Genomic DNA, 16,182 nt, shown 5'->3' on the forward strand with positions numbered 1-16,182 from the left:
TCGCGATGGAAAAAGGTCTTAAGTTCGCAATCCGTGAGGGTGGTAGAACAATCGGTGCTGGTACAGTATCTGAAATTCTTGACTAATATTTTAAATATTCAAGATATAAGGAAGGGGAGCTTTTGCTCCCCTTTTTTTATGCCTAAATTTTAATTTATCTTTTTAACAATCGATTTCTGGGATACATGTCCCATTTTGTTGCCAGTAACGATATGTATCAGCGATATCTGACCAAGGTGTACCGTTTGTATCTTTTGGTTTACGTGTCCAGAAGTAGTCAGCATCACCTGTTCCACACTTGTGTGTTAATTCGTGAAGAACGATCCCTTGACGGCCATCGATATCATAATCCCAGTAGCTTGGTGTAATATAAACTGTTTTTCCAATGACAGCATATGTGTAAGCAATTGCACCACCATATGGTTCAACACATTTATGTTTAGTCCAATATGTTCTAGCAAGAGAGCACTTCATTACAACGATGGCCTTGTTGATTTTCTTCTCAACACTCTTGTCCATGTATGGGTTTTGTTTTTTGTACTGTCTAAGGTCTTTAATGATACCTTTCATGTCCGCACGAGATTTTTGCGTGTCTTTGATCAGCATATCTTTCTGATCCTCAGAACACGTTTTAGAAACGAAAATTGCTGCGTTGATATTAAGTGTAAGCATCAATAGTACTAAATACTTCATGTTGTTTTCTCTCCAATAAAATTAAATGTCGCTGTTGCGATTCGCCACACTACCCTTTGTTTGGACTCTGTTCAATATAATGGAAATATTTATAGTAATAGAGATTGACGGCGGAGGCCTTTTTCGGTAATTTATGTTTCCAAGTCGAACGGGTGTATAGCTCCAATTGGTAGAGCGGCTGATTCCAAATCAGTAGGTTTAAGGTTCGAATCCTTATGCGCCCGCCACTTTTTACTCCAATATATTTTATTTTGACTGCAAAAATGTCCTATTTTTGCGTTAGCTCTTGCCAAACCATGTTAATTAAGGGATATAATCTGATACTTATACGTTTAATTTAGGTAAAAAAGGATTTGAGATGTCCCTCATTAAGAGTGAAGACAGCAAGAAATGGATTAACGCTTTTGTTGCTGCCGTAAGTGCAATTTGTGGTTTTATTACTATTAGATTCCTCGAACAATTAAGTGAGTGGTTTGATCTTGAAGCAAAGGTTCCAAACTTCCCAATCACAGTACAAGTAGTTGGAATTGTTGTTGGTCTAATTGTTTTCTTAGTAATTGCTAAGAACAAAAATGCATCAACTTTACTAGAGGATGTTTACGCTGAACTCGTAAAAGTTGTATGGCCTAACAAAGATGACGTTTTAAAGACGACAATTGGTTTAGTAATCGCACTAAGCATTGTTAGTGGAATTTTCGTTTTAGTAGATTATTCATTCAGACAACTACTAAGCATTATTCTTTAATTTATACCTTTAATTAATTTAAGTGAGATAAAAATGGTTGATAACAACGAAACAGAAAAAGAACTAACTAATGAAGAAATGGCCGTAGAATCATCAGAAGGTGAAGCTACTGTTAACCCTGACTTTCGTTGGTACATTGCAAAGACTCTTACAGGTCAAGAAAACAAAGTTCAAAAAACTCTTCGTGAAAGAATTGTTAACTATAAGCTAACTGACTCTTTTGGTGAAATTGTTGTTCCAGAAGAAAAAGTAACATCTCATGCAGGTGGAAGAAAAAGAACTATTACTAAGAAGCTTTTTCCAGGTTACGTTTTAATTCATATGCTTATGAATGAGAACACTTGGCACTTAGTAAAAGATACTGACAAAATTACAGGATTTGTTGGCGGAACTGTTGACAAACCGGCCCCTTTATCAGATGAAGAGGCAGCATATATGACAGGTCAATCAACTGGTGGTTTCAAGAAGACACGTACAACTGTGGACTTCTCTGAAGGTGAAGAAGTTAAGGTTATCGAAGGACCTTTCGCTTCATTTATCGGTACGATTGAATCTGTAAATGAAAATGGAAAACTGAAAGTAAACGTTTCTATATTTGGTCGACCAACACCAGTAGAATTAGATGCTTCTCAGGTAGAAAAAAATTAATAACCGTTGGTAGAACTAAAGTTCGCAGGAGAAATTTATGGCTAAGAAAATCACAGGTTTCATTAAGCTACAAATTCCAGGTGGGAAAGCAAACCCATCACCACCAGTAGGGCCGGCATTAGGTCAAAAAGGTGTAAACATCATGGAATTCTGTAAAGCTTTCAATGCAAAGACACAAAAAGACGCAGGTGTAATGCTTCCAACAATCATTACAGTATACTCTGACCGTTCTTTTACATTTGTAACTAAGACACCTCCAGCTTCATACCTACTTAAAGATAAGCTTAAGCTTAAGAGAGGGGCACAGAAGCCAGGAACAGAAGTTGTAACAACAGTATCTAAGAAAATCATTGAAGAAATTGTTGAAGCGAAAAGACCAGACTTAACAGCAGCTACTCAAGAAGCAGCGGAAAGAATCATCGAAGGTTCATGTCGTTCAGCTGGTATCAAACTAGATTACTAAGAGGTGTTACAATGGCTAAGAAATCAAAAAAATATACAGAAGCACTTGCAAAAGTAGATACAACTAAGAATTACACAATTGATGAAGCGATCAATCTTGCAAAAGAAGTAAAGTTCGCATCATTTGATGAAACTGTAGATCTAGCGTTCAGACTTGGTGTAGATCCAAGACACGCTGACCAGATGATCAGAGGTGCACTAGCACTTCCAGCTGGTACAGGTAAATCAGTAAAAGTTTGTGTTATTACATCTGGTGACAACGTAGCTAAAGCTGAAGCAGCTGGTGCAGATTACGTTGGTGGTGACGATATCGTTGCTAAGATCGCAGGTGGATGGCTTGACTTTGATAGAGTTATCGCATCTCCAGACATGATGGGTAAACTTGGTCGTGTTGCAAGAATCCTAGGACCTAGAGGTCTAATGCCTAACCCAAAATTAGGAACAGTTACTCCTAATGTTGAAAACGCAGTTAAAGAGCAAAAAGCTGGTAAGGTTGAGTACAGAACTGAGAAGAATGGTATCATCCACGTTCCAGTTGGTAAGTCATCTTTCTCAAATGAAGATTTAAGAAAGAATATCGACACAATGGTTACAGCAATCATTAAAGCTAAGCCTGTTTCTGCAAAAGGTACATACCTTAAGTCACTTACTTTAAGTACGACTATGGGGCCAGGACTTAAAATTGATACTTTAGAAGCTGCATCTATCGCAGCAAAATAATAAGGGGTTGATGATTGTCGGTGTAGCTGCTGAACAAGTTTGAAGCTACATAAAGCCTGCATGAAATCTCCCTCCAATAGTTTAGGAGGTAAACGATGTTAACTAGAGCAGAGAAAGACGTTATCATCGATGGTCTTAAAAAGAAGATCACTGATGCCAACGCTATCTTTCTAACAAACGTTATTGGACTACCATCTAATGACGCCACAGCTCTAAGAAAATCTGTCCGCGAAGCGGGTGGAGCACTAGTTGTTACTCGTAACACACTTTTTTCTAAGGCAGCGGCCGGAACAGATGCAGAAGAATTACTTTCTGGTCTTAAAGGTACGCAAGCTGTTGCTTTCGCATTTGACGAAGCACCAGCCGTTGCTAAGGCACTAAAAGAATGTGGAAAAACGTTTGAACTAGTAGAACTTAGAGGTGGTTTACTTGATGGTAAAGCACTAACAGCAGCAGAAGTAAAAGCAATTGCAGACCTACCATCTCGTGATGAGATGCTTGGTACTCTTCTTGCGACATTTAATGCACCGATCTCAGCATTTGCTAGAGTTCTTAATGCAATTAAAGAGCAAAAAGAAGCAGGCGTTGAAGCTGCGCCAGTTGCAGCTGAAGAATCTGCAGAATAGTAATTAACAAAGTTAGAGTTAAAGTTATTTTAAATTTTTAGGAGTTATATATGTCTATTACAAATGATCAATTAATTGAAAAAATCTCAAACATGACTGTTCTTGAAGTAGCTGAGCTAGTTAAAGAACTTGAAGAAAAATTTGGTGTATCAGCTGCTCCTGTAGCTGTTGCTGGTGGAGCTACTGCTGGTGGTGCTGCTGAAGAAAAAACTGAATTTGACGTTGTTCTTGCTGAAGCAGGTGCTAAGAAAATCAACGTTATTAAAGAAGTTAGAGGAATCACTGGTCTAGGTCTTAAGGAAGCAAAAGAAATGGTTGAAGGTGCTCCTAAGACTGTTAAAGAAGCAGTTTCTAAAGACGAAGCAGAAGAAATCAAGAAAAAACTTGAAGCTGCTGGTGCAAAGGTTGAGCTTAAGTAATTTAAGCCCCTTGCTCATCGCATAAAAAATTAAAAAATACAGGTGTGGAGATTTAGCGATCTTCACACCTTTTTTGCGTTTGTAAAAACCGAAAAAAAAAGTTATTAAGTAACTAAAAAATATACGTGCACGTTAAAACAATTAAAACCCGGGAGAACCATAATGACTGAGGTTTTTAGACCAAACGAGTGGTTTCGTAAGAACTTTGCCTCTACACCATCTGTGTTAGAGACGCCTCCACTCATGCTTCTACAAAAGAAGTCCTATGATGATTTCCTTCAAAAGGACGTACCTCCTTCTCAAAGAGAAGAAATGGGATTACAGGCTGTTTTCAATTCTGTATTTCCAATCCACGACTTTAACAAAACTGTATCGTTAGAGTTTGTAAGCTACTCACTAGAACAACCTAAGTACACTGTAAAAGAGTGTCGTCAAAGAGGCCTATCATATGAAGCGCCACTTAAGGTAGTTGTTCGTCTAGTATTCTATGATGTAGCTGTCGACAAAGATGGTAATGAACAAAGAACTGTTTCTTCAATCAAAGAACAGGAAGTTTACTTAGGAAACATTCCTCTGATGGCAGAGACTGGTTCTTTTGTATATAACGGAACTGAGAGAGTTATTGTTTCTCAGCTTCACAGATCTCCTGGTATCGTATTCGAACACGATGGTGGAAAGAAGCACTCAAGTGGTAAGCTTCTTTATTCTGCAAGAATTATTCCTCATAGAGGTTCTTGGCTAGATTTCGAATTCGATCACAAGAATATTCTATTTGCTAGAATTGATAGAAAGAGAAAACTACACGCAACAGTTGTTCTTAAAGCTCTAGGTTACAGTACAGAAGAAATTCTTGATATGTTCTACCACATGGAAACAATCAAGTTTTCTAAAGACGGTGAGTTCGTAAGATCTCTAGACCTATCTTTAATGACTGGTACTCGTGCAACTAATGACGTACTTGATCCAAAGACTGGTAAGGCTATCGTTAGAAAAGGGAAGAAATTCTCTAAAGCTTCAATTAAGAGATTAACTGAAGCAGGTGTAACTGAAATCCCAGCTATGCTTGAAGAAGTAGTTGGTAAAGTTGCTGCTAAAGATATCTTTAATGAGTCAACTGGTGAAGTAATCTGTCTAGCTAACGAAGCACTTTCTGAAGCAAAGATTCAAGAGCTTGTTGCTGCTGGTGTAACTGAAGTTGAGTGTCTATATATTGATATGATTAACTTTGGTGATCAGATTAGAAATACTCTTCTACTAGATAAAACTGATACTAAAGAAGATGCACTTCTTAAAATCTTCGAAAGACTAAGACCAGGTGAGCCACCGGCAGTTGAAGCTGCTGAAGTTCTTTTCCAAGGACTTTTCTTCGACGAAGAAAGATATGACCTATCTCGTGTTGGTCGTATGAAAATCAATTATAAGTTTAAGACAGATGTTCCAGTTGAGAACACTGTACTTACTAAAGAAGATATCAATACAACTATCCAATACCTTGTTGAACTTAACAACGGTAAAGGTCGTGTTGATGATATTGACCACTTAGGTAACAGACGTGTTAGACCTGTAGGTGAACTACTTGAAAACCAATTTAGAGTTGGTCTAGTACGTATGGAAAGAGCGGTTAAAGAAAGAATGGCAATTCAAGAAATTGATACAATGATGCCATACGATCTTGTAAACCAAAAACCAGTTGCTGCTGCCGTTAAGGAATTCTTTGGTTCATCACAACTTTCACAGTTCATGGATCAAACGAACCCACTTTCAGAAGTTACTCACAAGCGTCGTCTTTCAGCTCTTGGGCCAGGTGGTCTAACGAGAGAAAGAGCATCATTCGAAGTTCGTGACGTTCACGTTACTCACTACGGAAGAATGTGTCCGGTTGAGACTCCTGAAGGACCAAACATTGGTCTAATTACATCTCTTGCAACATTTGCAAAAGTTTCTGAATACGGTTTCATTGAAACTCCTTACCTAACTATTGGTGAAGATCAGAAAATTGGTGATGTTGAGTATTTCACAGCTTTCCAAGAGGAAGGTAAAGTAATCGCTCAGATCGATGCAAATAATATCAAAGATGGACAACTTGTAGGTGAGCAGGTAGCTGCTCGTGCTTCTGGTGAATTCACACTTGTTGATGCTTCAGAAGTTAACCTAATGGACGTTTCTCCAACTCAGATGATTTCAGTTGCAACATCTCTTATTCCTTTCCTTGAGCACGATGATGCCAACCGTGCCCTAATGGGATCGAACATGATGAGACAGGCCGTGCCTGTTGTTAAAACTGAAGCTCCAATTGTTGGTACAGGTACAGAAAGAATCGTTGCTAGAGACTCTGGTGCGGTACTTGTAGCTAACGACAATGGACGCGTTATCTTTGTTGATTCAAACAGAATCGTTATCCAAAGAGATAATTTTAAAGATGGTGAGTCTGGTGTTGATATTTACAAGCTTGTTAAATATCAAAGAACTAACCAGAACACTTGTAATAACCAAAAAGCTCTTGTTACTGAAGGTGACATTGTTAAGAAAGGTGACGTACTTGCTGACGGACCAGGTACTGACAATGGTGACTTAGCACTTGGGCAAAACCCACTTGTAGCATTCATGCCATGGGGTGGTTATAACTACGAAGACTCGATCCTGATCTCTGAAGACCTTCTTGCAAAAGATGTTTTCACTTCAGTTCACATCGAAGCATTCGAAGTTGAAGCTCGTGATACTAAACTTGGTAAAGAAGAAATCACTCGCGATATTCCAAACGTTTCAGAAGAGTCTCTAAAAGACCTTGATGAAGCAGGTATCGTAAGAGTTGGTGCTATCATTAAGCCAGGTGATATCCTTGTTGGTAAGATTACACCTAAAGGTGAAACTCAACTTTCTCCTGAAGAAAAACTTCTTAAAGCTATCTTCGGTGATAAAGCTGGTGATGTAAAAGATACTTCACTAAGAGTTCCTTCATCTGTTTACGGTACAGTAATTGATGCTAGAGTTTACACTCGTGAAGGTGTTGAACTTTGTGCAAGATCTAAGGACATTATCGAGCAAGAAACAACTCTTCTTAGAAGAGATGAAAGAATTGAGATTAAAGCAATCCAAACTTCAGCAATTCTTAAGATTGCAGATATGCTTAAAGGTGCAAAAGTTACTGATGTACTTGTTTCTGAAGATGGTTCAGCAGAACTACTTTCTAAAGGAACTGAGATTACAGGTGAAGTACTAGCATCAATTCCATTTGAGCTAATTGGTTACCTACCTCTACAAGCTGAACTTGAAGAAAAACTATCTGAGTATTTCGCAGATGTTAGAAACAAGATCAACAGAGTTAGAGCTAAGACAACTGATGAGATTGCAAAACTTCATAGAGGTGATGAACTTCCTCCAGGTGTAATCAAAAAGATTACTGTATACGTAGCGATTAAGCGTAAGCTTCAGCCAGGTGATAAGATGGCCGGTCGTCACGGTAACAAAGGGGTTATCTCAAACGTAGTTCCACGTGAAGATATGCCTTACCTTGCTGATGGTACACCTGTTGAAATCGTACTAAACCCTCTTGGGGTACCTTCTCGTATGAACATCGGACAGCTTCTTGAGCTTCACCTTGGATGGGCCGGACGTGGTCTTGGTGAAAAAATCAAGGTTATGCTTGAAGAGCAAATGAAAGTTCACGAGATTAAGGATTTCATTTACAAAATCTATAAGACACCAGAGGTTGAAGCTTGGTTAAAGTCTGCAGCAGACGATGTTGTTATGGCCCTTGCTAAGAAACTTACTAGCGGTGTTCGTTTCTCTACTAAAGTATTTGATGGTGCTTCAGAAGCAGACATCAGAGAAATGCTTGAGCTAGCAGATCTTGAGACAAATGGTAAAACAACTCTATTTGACGGAAAGACTGGTGATGCTTTCGCAGAGGACGTTACTGTTGGTGTTATGTACATGCTTAAACTACACCACCTTGTAGACGAAAAACTTCACGCACGTTCGACAGGTCCTTACTCACTTGTAACTCAGCAACCACTTGGTGGTAAGGCTCAGTTCGGTGGTCAGAGACTTGGGGAAATGGAAGTTTGGGCACTTGAAGCATACGGTGCAGCTTATACTCTTCAAGAGTTCTTAACTGTTAAGTCGGATGACGTTATCGGTAGAACAAGAATGTATGAGTCAATCGTTAAGGGTGAGCAAGTACTAGAACCAGGTCTTCCTGAATCGTTCAACGTTCTAATCAGAGAGCTACAAGCACTTTGTCTAGACGTTAAACTTGAAGAAGACAGAATTGAAGAATCTATTCGTTAATTTATGGCAGGCTTAGTCCTGCCGTATATTAAGAGGGCATAAAAAAATGAAAGACCTTTTAAACTTTTTTGATAAGCCAAAAGATCCAGTAAGCGTTGAAGGTGTATCTATCAAGCTTGCTTCTCCTGATACAATCAGAGAGTGGTCATTTGGTGAAGTAAAAAAACCAGAAACTATTAACTATAGAACTTATAAGCCAGAAAGAGACGGTTTATTCTGTGCAAAGATCTTCGGACCAGTAAAAGATTACGAATGTATCTGTGGTAAGTATAAGAGAATGAAGCACAGAGGTGTTGTATGTGAGAAGTGTGGTGTTGAAGTTACACTTTCTAAAGTACGTCGTGAGAGATGTGGACATATCGAATTAGCAACTCCAGTTGCTCACATTTGGTTCCTACGTTCACTTCCATCAAGAATGGCAGCTCTTCTTAACCTTTCTCTTAAAGAACTAGAAAAAGTTCTTTACTACGAAGCATATATCGTAACTGCTTCAGCAACTGATGGTGTTGAAGGTGGTCTTGATGTAGGTCGCGTAATTTCTGAGCAACAATATTGGGAACTAAAGGATCAAGGAATTGATTTCGAAGCTGGAATGGGTGGAGAAATCGTTCAAGAGCTACTTTCTAAGCTTGATATTGATCTTGAAAATAAAAACCTAAGACGTGGTCTTGCTAACGCAACTACTGAAATGGCAAGAACTAAGTTTGTTAAGAGACTAAGAGTTGTTGAATCTCTTATGAAATCTGAAAACAAGCCTGAGTGGTTTATGATGGATGTTATTCCTATTCTTCCACCAGACTTAAGACCTCTAGTTCCTCTAGAAGCTGGACGTTTTGCAACTTCAGATCTTAACGATCTATATAGACGTGTTATTAACAGAAACAACCGTCTAAGAAGACTTAAAGAACTTAATGCTCCTGAAATCATCATCAGAAACGAAAAGAGAATGCTTCAAGAAGCAGTAGATGCTCTATTCGATAATGGTCGTCGTGGTAAGGTATTTACTGGTGCTAACAAGCGTCCACTTAGATCACTTTCAGATATGCTTAAAGGTAAGCAAGGACGTTTCCGTCAAAACCTTCTTGGTAAGCGTGTTGACTACTCAGGACGTTCTGTAATCGTTGTTGGTCCAAGCTTAAGACTTCACCAGTGTGGTCTTCCAAAGCTAATGGCACTTGAGCTTTTCAAGCCATTTATCTACAACAAACTAATTGAAAAAGGACACTGTACTACTATTAAAGTTGCTAAGCGTATGGTTGAGCAACAAAAAGAAGAAGTATGGAATATCCTTGAAGAAGTTGTACAAGAACACCCAGTACTTCTTAACCGTGCACCAACTCTTCACAGACTTGGTATCCAAGGTTTCGAACCTGTACTTATCGAAGGTAAGGCAATCCGTCTTCACCCTCTAGTTTGTACTGCATTCAACGCCGACTTCGACGGTGACCAGATGGCCGTTCACGTGCCTCTTTCACTAGAAGCTCAAATTGAGTGTCGTGTTCTTGCAATGTCGACAAATAATATTCTTTCTCCAAAAGATGGTTCACCAATTATTACTCCATCTCAGGATATCGTACTTGGTCTTTACTACATGACTCGTGTTAGACCATATGCTCGTGGATACGGGAAAACTTTCTCTTCTAAAGAAGAAGCTCAGTTTGCTTACCACTCAGGTAACCTACACCTACAAGCACCAATCAAAGTACGTATTGGTGGAGAAGTTTACGAAACAACTGTTGGACGTACATTCGTATTTGATATCGTTCCAACTTGTCTAAACTTTGAAGACGTAAACATCATTCTTGGTAAGAAAGAACTAGTTAAGCTTCTTGACCTTGCTTACAGAAGAGGATCTGAAAAAGATACTGTTCTTCTTGCTGATGGTCTTATGCAACTTGGTTATAGCAATGCTACGAAAGCTGGTATTTCTATTAACGTTGTTGATATGGAAATCCCTTCTGAGAAAGAAGGAATCCTTAAAGAAGCTCATGATGAAGTTCATGGGATTACTGAAGAGTATAACGAAGGTTCGATCACTAACGGTGAGAGATATAACAAGGTTGTTGATGTTTGGTCACAAACAACTGAAAAGCTTGTTAAGGTTATGCTTGAGAAGATTTCAACTGATGAATTTACTTCAGATAAAGATGGTGAAGAGCCAATTTACGCTCCTTCATTCAACGCTCTTTATATGATGGCAAACTCAGGTGCAAGGGGTTCTGCTCAGCAGATGAGACAGCTTGCTGCCATGAGGGGTCTAATGGCCAAGCCATCTGGTGAAATTATTGAAACGCCAATTACTTCAAACTTCCGTGAAGGTCTATCGGCACTACAATATTTCACGTCTACACACGGTGCACGTAAAGGTCTAGCCGATACTGCCCTGAAGACAGCTAACTCTGGTTACCTAACAAGACGTCTTGTAGACGTTGCTCAAGACGGTATTATCAGAAATGAAGATTGTGGAACTACTGATGGTATTACACTAACTTCTCGTATTGAGTCTGGTGAAGTTGTTGAGCACGTTGCTTCTAGAGCAATGGGCCGTGTAACAGCAGCTCCAGTTATCTCTGCAGAAGGTAATGAAGTTCTTCCAACAGGTCACTTACTAACTGAAAAGGACCTTGTATTACTAGAAGAGAAAGAAGTTGACCAAATTAAGGTTAGATCTGTTCTTACTTGTAATGAAAGACACGGTTTCTGTGCGGCTTGTTTCGGACGCGACCTTGCTCGTGGAACAATGGTATCTGTTGGTGAGGCAGTTGGTGTTATCGCTGCTCAGTCAATTGGTGAACCTGGTACACAGCTGACAATGCGTACATTCCACGTTGGTGGTACAGCAACTGCTGGTGCACAAGTAAATAAAACAACTGTTCGTACATCTGGTAAAGTTGTATACAACAATGTTGTAACTGTTGAAACTCCAACTGGTCTTCTTGTTATGAATAAGACTGGTGAGCTTATCATTAAAGATGCTCGTGGTGTTGAAAAAGAAAAATATCCAGCAATCTACGGTTCGAAACTACACTTCACTGAAGGTAGCGAAGTAAACGTAGGGGATACTCTGATTGAATGGGACCCGTTTGCGATTCCACTTCTTACAGAAGTTGCTGGTACAGTTAAGTTTGAAGACCTTGTCGTTGGTGCAACTCTTGCAGAGCAAACTGACTCGGTAACAGGTCTTACTCAAAGAACTGTAACTGAAACTAAAGATCCTTCACTTCAACCAAGAATGACGATTCTTGATGCTGATGGAAACCCTATTGTTGTTCCTGGTACAAACCGTCAGGCTTCATACAGACTTCAAGTTGGTGCAACACTAACTGTTACTGAAGGTGATACTGTTGAAGTTGGTAGCGTACTATCTAAAGTTTCTCGTGAAACTACGAAAACAAAAGATATTACAGGGGGTCTTCCAAGAGTTGCTGAGCTTTTCGAAGCAAGAAAGCCAGCTCAAGCATCTCAGATTGCCGATGTAACTGGTACAATCGAATTTGGTGCTGAAGTTAGAGGTTCTAGAAGAATTCTAATTAGACCTGAAGATGGTTCTGATCCAGTTGTTTACACAATTCCTAAGGGACGTTATGTAACTGTAAACGAAGGTGACTATATCCGTTCAGGTGAAGCTATTATGGATGGGCCAGCTAACCCACACGATATCCTAAGAGTACTTGGTATTAAAGAACTTGCAGGTTACATCGTTGATGAGATTCAAGCTGTATACCGTCTACAAGGTGTAGATATCGATGATAAGCACATTGAGGTAATCGTATCTCAAATGCTGAAGAAAGTTGAAGTAACTGATCCAGGTGACTCGACATTTGTTGTTGGTGACTCTGTAACTAAAGCAGAATTACTTACGACTAATGAACAATTAGTTGCTGATGGATATGAGCCAGCTCAAGCAAGACCAGTTCTACTTGGTATTACTAAAGCAGCTCTTTCAACTGATTCATTCTTATCAGCTGCATCTTTCCAAGAGACAACTAAGATCTTAACTCAGGCATCGCTTGAAGGTAAAAAAGATTTATTACGTGGTCTTAAGGAAAACGTACTTATGGGTCGTCTGATTCCAGCTGGTTCAGGTATCTCTAAGTATCGTGATTACGAAGCATTCGTTGAAGAAGATGATTCTCTAGAAGAAACTTCTACACTAATGCTATAAAAACTTGCTTAATTGAGGGGTGGTGTGTTACACCATCCCTCTATAGTTTATTATGGGCTCAAAAGCCTATTTTTATTGTGGAAATATTGTTGTAGTTAAGGAGCGGAAATGCCTACGATTAACCAATTAATTAGAAAAGGTAGAACTGATAAAGTTGAAAAAACTAAGTCACCTGCCTTAAAAGCGTGTCCTCAAAGACGCGGTGTATGTACAAGAGTATATACAACTACTCCTAAGAAACCAAACTCAGCGATGAGAAAGGTTTGTAGGGTAAAACTAACAAGTGGATTTGAAGTTACTTCATACATTGGTGGTGAAGGACACAATCTACAAGAACACTCGATCGTTATGATTCGTGGTGGTAGAGTAAAAGACCTTCCAGGGGTTCGTTATCACACTATTAGAGGTACACTAGATTGCCAAGGTGTTGATAAAAGAGGACAGAGAAGATCTAAGTACGGTTGTAAGAGACCAAAGAAATAACTTTTAGTTAACTAATTGTGACACCAATTGCAACATGGCATGAGGTGAGTAATCGATCAGTTTTAACTGTTTCCGGTGAAGGAGAAAAAATATGAGTAGAAAACATAGAGCACAGACGAGAGAAGTACTTCCAGATCCGATCTTTCAAGACGTTGTTGTTGCTAAGTGCGTAAACGCACTTATGAAAGACGGTAAGAAATCTGTTGCTGAAAAAATCTTTTATGGTGCACTTCAAAGAGTTGAATCTAAGACTGGTGAAGAGCCATTAAAGGTATTTAAGAAGGCCCTTTCTAACATTAAGCCAGCGGTAGAGGTTAAGTCTCGTCGTATTGGTGGTGCAACTTACCAAATTCCAGTTGAAGTTAGAAATAACAGAAGACAATCACTAGCTCTAAGATGGTTGAGAGATTATGCTAGAAATCGTGGTGGTAGAACTATGGTTGAGAAACTATCTGATGAAATCATCGATGCTTCTCAAGGTAGAGGTGGCGCTGTTAAGAAGCGTGAAGACACTTACAAAATGGCAGAAGCTAACAAAGCTTTTGCACACCTTAAGTGGTAGTTCGAAAATAAGCAATAAAGTCCATAATAAACTAATAGAAGGCTCCCTACGGGAGCCTTTCTTTTTATAAAGCCTTTTATTCATTCAGGTTTTATTCCTATCTAAAATTCCATATTTATGTTAATTATATGTCTGCAAAAATTAAATTTTTAAGGACTTTGTATGAGTTTAGAAAATATTCGTAATATCGGAATTATGGCGCATATCGATGCGGGTAAAACGACGACAACTGAACGTATTCTCTACTACACGGGAAAAAGCCATAAAATTGGTGAGGTTCACGATGGTGCTGCAACTATGGACTGGATGGTTCAGGAGCAAGAACGTGGGATTACAATTACTTCAGCTGCGACAACTTGTACTTGGAACAAAACGAATATTAATATCATCGATACTCCAGGTCACGTTGACTTCACAATTGAGGTTGAGAGAGCTCTTAGAGTTTTAGATGGTGCAGTAGGTGTATTTGATGCCGTGGCCGGTGTAGAACCTCAATCTGAGACTGTATGGGGCCAAGCAGATAAGTACAAAGTACCAAGAATTGCATTTGTGAATAAAATGGATAGAGTTGGGGCAAATTTTCAAATGTGTCTTGATGAAATAAGAGAGAAGCTTGGCAAGACTGCGGCAGCAATTCAGCTTCCAATTGGCGCTGAAGATGTGTTTAAAGGCATGGTTGATGTCGTAAGAATGAAGGCCCTGCTTTTTAAAGATGAGGATCTTGGTTCAACTGTAGTTGTTGAAGATATCCCAGAAGATCTTCAAGATGAAGCTCAGATGGCAAGAGAAGAGCTTATCGAGACTTTAGCTGACTATGATGATCAGTTAGCTGAAGACTACCTGTCTGGTGAAGAGATTACTAATGAGAGATTAATAGCTGCTATTAGAGATGCTGTTATCAATCATGAGTTTGTAGCAGTTCTTTGTGGATCGGCATTTAAAAATAAAGGTGTACAGCCATTACTGGACGCGGTTTGTGACTACCTTCCTTCACCTGTTGATCGTGGTGAAGTTAAAGGTGTTAATGGCAAAAATCACGATAAAGAAGAAGTTAGAAAGCCTGATACTGAGGATGCATTTTCAGGTATTGCTTTCAAGATTGCTACTGATCCATTTGTAGGTTCACTAACATTTTTTAGAATTTATTCTGGATCAATTAAATCTGGAGCTCAGGTTTATAATCCTCACAAAGGTAAGCGTGAAAGAGTTAATAAAATTCTACAAATGCACGCAGATAAGAGAACTGAGCTGCAAGAAGCTAAGGCAGGGGATATTATTGCAATTTCTGGTTTAAAGGAAACTGTAACAGGTGAAACTCTTTGTGCTGAAAATCGTACAGTCATTTTTGATTTAATGGATTTTCCTGAATCTGTTATTTCTGTTGCGATTGAGCCAAAAACAACAAATGATGAAAAGAAACTAATGAATTCTTTAAATCAACTTAAGTTAGAAGATCCATCTTTTTCATATCAGCACAATAAAGAAACTGGGCAACTTTTAATCTTTGGTATGGGTGAGCTTCACCTAGAAATTATTTGTGACCGTCTTGAGCGTGAGTTTAAAGTTGGTATTCGTGTAGGTGATCCACAAGTTTCATACCGTGAAAGTATCACTAGCACTGCTAAAGAGTCAGATACATTCCATCGTGAACAAGCTGGCAAGATGGTATTTGGTAACGCTGTTATTGAAGTTGAGCAAGCAGACTCACAAGCTGGTGTTTTATTTGAGACGGATTTAACTAAAAGAGATTTACCACAAGAATTTATTGATGCTATTGAGAAGAGTATTAAAGATACGTCAATGGGTGGTGCCCTGGCCGGTTACCCATTTATAAATATTAAGGCCAAGTTAGTGGCCGCAGAGCTTAATGAAGATGAAGGTTCAGAAGTTGCTTATGCAATTGCTGCCTCTAATGCTTTTAGAGCTGCATGCCGAAAAGCAGGCTTATCATTACTAGAGCCAAAAATGAGTCTGGAAATTGTAACGCCATCTGATTATACAGGTGACATTATTTCAGACATCAATATGAAGCGTGGAAAAATCCATTCAATGGGTGTTAAGCAAGATAAAGAAGTAATTGATGCTGAAGTTCCACTATCGGAAATGTTCGGGTACTCAACAGATATACGCTCAAAATCACAAGGTCGTGCAAGCTTTACGATGAATTTTGACCGTTATGAAGAGATACCAATGAATATGGCCAAAGAAATACTTGAAAAACGAGGAATATACATCTAAAACGTTTTAGATTTTTTTAAACTACTAAACTAAGTAATAAAACAGGAGTAAGAAATGGCAAAAGAATCTTTTGACAGAAGTAAGCCCCACGTAAACATTGGTACGATCGGGCACGTTGACCACGGTAAGAC

The 16,182-nt window shown here is 39.0% G+C and carries 14 protein-coding genes and 1 tRNA gene; 14 read left to right on the forward strand and 1 reads right to left on the reverse strand.

The window, feature by feature from the left end:
* On the forward strand, positions 1 to 86 hold an 86-nt coding region (locus ABMA78_RS16155; protein WP_392858019.1), incomplete at its 5' end, for a hypothetical protein.
* A gap of 76 nt (positions 87 to 162) precedes the next feature.
* Here ABMA78_RS16155 and ABMA78_RS16160 read toward each other — a convergent pair.
* On the reverse strand, positions 163 to 693 hold the full coding sequence (locus tag ABMA78_RS16160; protein ID WP_392861556.1) for a M35 family metallo-endopeptidase: 531 nt from the start codon (positions 691 to 693) through the stop codon (positions 163 to 165).
* 150 nt (positions 694 to 843) lie between these two features.
* On the opposite strand from ABMA78_RS16160, the gene ABMA78_RS16165 reads away from it, so the two are divergent.
* The 13 genes from ABMA78_RS16165 to ABMA78_RS16225 all read left to right on the forward strand — a co-directional run.
* Positions 844 to 920 (forward strand) — tRNA-Trp (locus ABMA78_RS16165).
* 131 nt (positions 921 to 1,051) lie between these two features.
* Positions 1,052 to 1,438 (forward strand): preprotein translocase subunit SecE, encoded by a 387-nt coding sequence (secE, locus tag ABMA78_RS16170; protein ID WP_392861557.1) that lies wholly within the window; start codon positions 1,052 to 1,054, stop codon positions 1,436 to 1,438.
* Positions 1,439 to 1,471: 33 nt separating this feature from the next.
* Positions 1,472 to 2,086, forward strand: a complete 615-nt coding sequence (gene nusG / locus ABMA78_RS16175; RefSeq protein ID WP_392861559.1) for a transcription termination/antitermination protein NusG — start codon at positions 1,472 to 1,474, stop codon at positions 2,084 to 2,086.
* A gap of 37 nt (positions 2,087 to 2,123) precedes the next feature.
* The gene (gene rplK, locus ABMA78_RS16180; protein ID WP_021266533.1) at positions 2,124 to 2,549 is read left to right on the forward strand and encodes a 50S ribosomal protein L11; all 426 of its coding nucleotides are present in this window, start codon (positions 2,124 to 2,126) and stop codon (positions 2,547 to 2,549) included.
* An 11-nt stretch (positions 2,550 to 2,560) separates the two neighbouring features.
* Complete coding sequence (gene rplA, locus ABMA78_RS16185) at positions 2,561 to 3,268, forward strand: 50S ribosomal protein L1 (RefSeq protein ID WP_021266545.1); 708 nt, start codon at positions 2,561 to 2,563, stop codon at positions 3,266 to 3,268.
* 95 nt (positions 3,269 to 3,363) lie between these two features.
* The gene (rplJ, locus tag ABMA78_RS16190; protein WP_021266540.1) at positions 3,364 to 3,894 is read left to right on the forward strand and encodes a 50S ribosomal protein L10; all 531 of its coding nucleotides are present in this window, start codon (positions 3,364 to 3,366) and stop codon (positions 3,892 to 3,894) included.
* A gap of 50 nt (positions 3,895 to 3,944) precedes the next feature.
* Complete coding sequence (gene rplL, locus ABMA78_RS16195; RefSeq protein WP_392861560.1) at positions 3,945 to 4,313, forward strand: 50S ribosomal protein L7/L12; 369 nt, start codon at positions 3,945 to 3,947, stop codon at positions 4,311 to 4,313.
* A 162-nt stretch (positions 4,314 to 4,475) separates the two neighbouring features.
* Positions 4,476 to 8,603, forward strand: coding sequence for a DNA-directed RNA polymerase subunit beta (gene rpoB, locus ABMA78_RS16200; protein WP_392861561.1), 4,128 nt, complete (start codon positions 4,476 to 4,478; stop codon positions 8,601 to 8,603).
* A 46-nt stretch (positions 8,604 to 8,649) separates the two neighbouring features.
* A complete protein-coding gene (gene rpoC / locus ABMA78_RS16205) occupies positions 8,650 to 12,768 on the forward strand; it encodes a DNA-directed RNA polymerase subunit beta' (protein WP_392861563.1) in 4,119 nt (1,372 codons plus the stop codon).
* A gap of 108 nt (positions 12,769 to 12,876) precedes the next feature.
* Positions 12,877 to 13,251, forward strand: coding sequence for a 30S ribosomal protein S12 (gene rpsL, locus ABMA78_RS16210; RefSeq protein WP_021266546.1), 375 nt, complete (start codon positions 12,877 to 12,879; stop codon positions 13,249 to 13,251).
* A 91-nt stretch (positions 13,252 to 13,342) separates the two neighbouring features.
* Complete coding sequence (gene rpsG / locus ABMA78_RS16215) at positions 13,343 to 13,813, forward strand: 30S ribosomal protein S7 (protein ID WP_021266544.1); 471 nt, start codon at positions 13,343 to 13,345, stop codon at positions 13,811 to 13,813.
* Positions 13,814 to 13,975: 162 nt separating this feature from the next.
* Positions 13,976 to 16,051, forward strand: coding sequence for an elongation factor G (gene fusA, locus ABMA78_RS16220; protein WP_392861565.1), 2,076 nt, complete (start codon positions 13,976 to 13,978; stop codon positions 16,049 to 16,051).
* Positions 16,052 to 16,105: 54 nt separating this feature from the next.
* Positions 16,106 to 16,182 (forward strand): hypothetical protein (locus tag ABMA78_RS16225; protein WP_392861555.1); only part of this gene is annotated, 77 nt, incomplete at its 3' end.

This window comes from Halobacteriovorax sp. RZ-2, from assembly GCF_043196685.1.
GTDB lineage: Bacteria > Bdellovibrionota > Bacteriovoracia > Bacteriovoracales > Bacteriovoracaceae > Halobacteriovorax_A.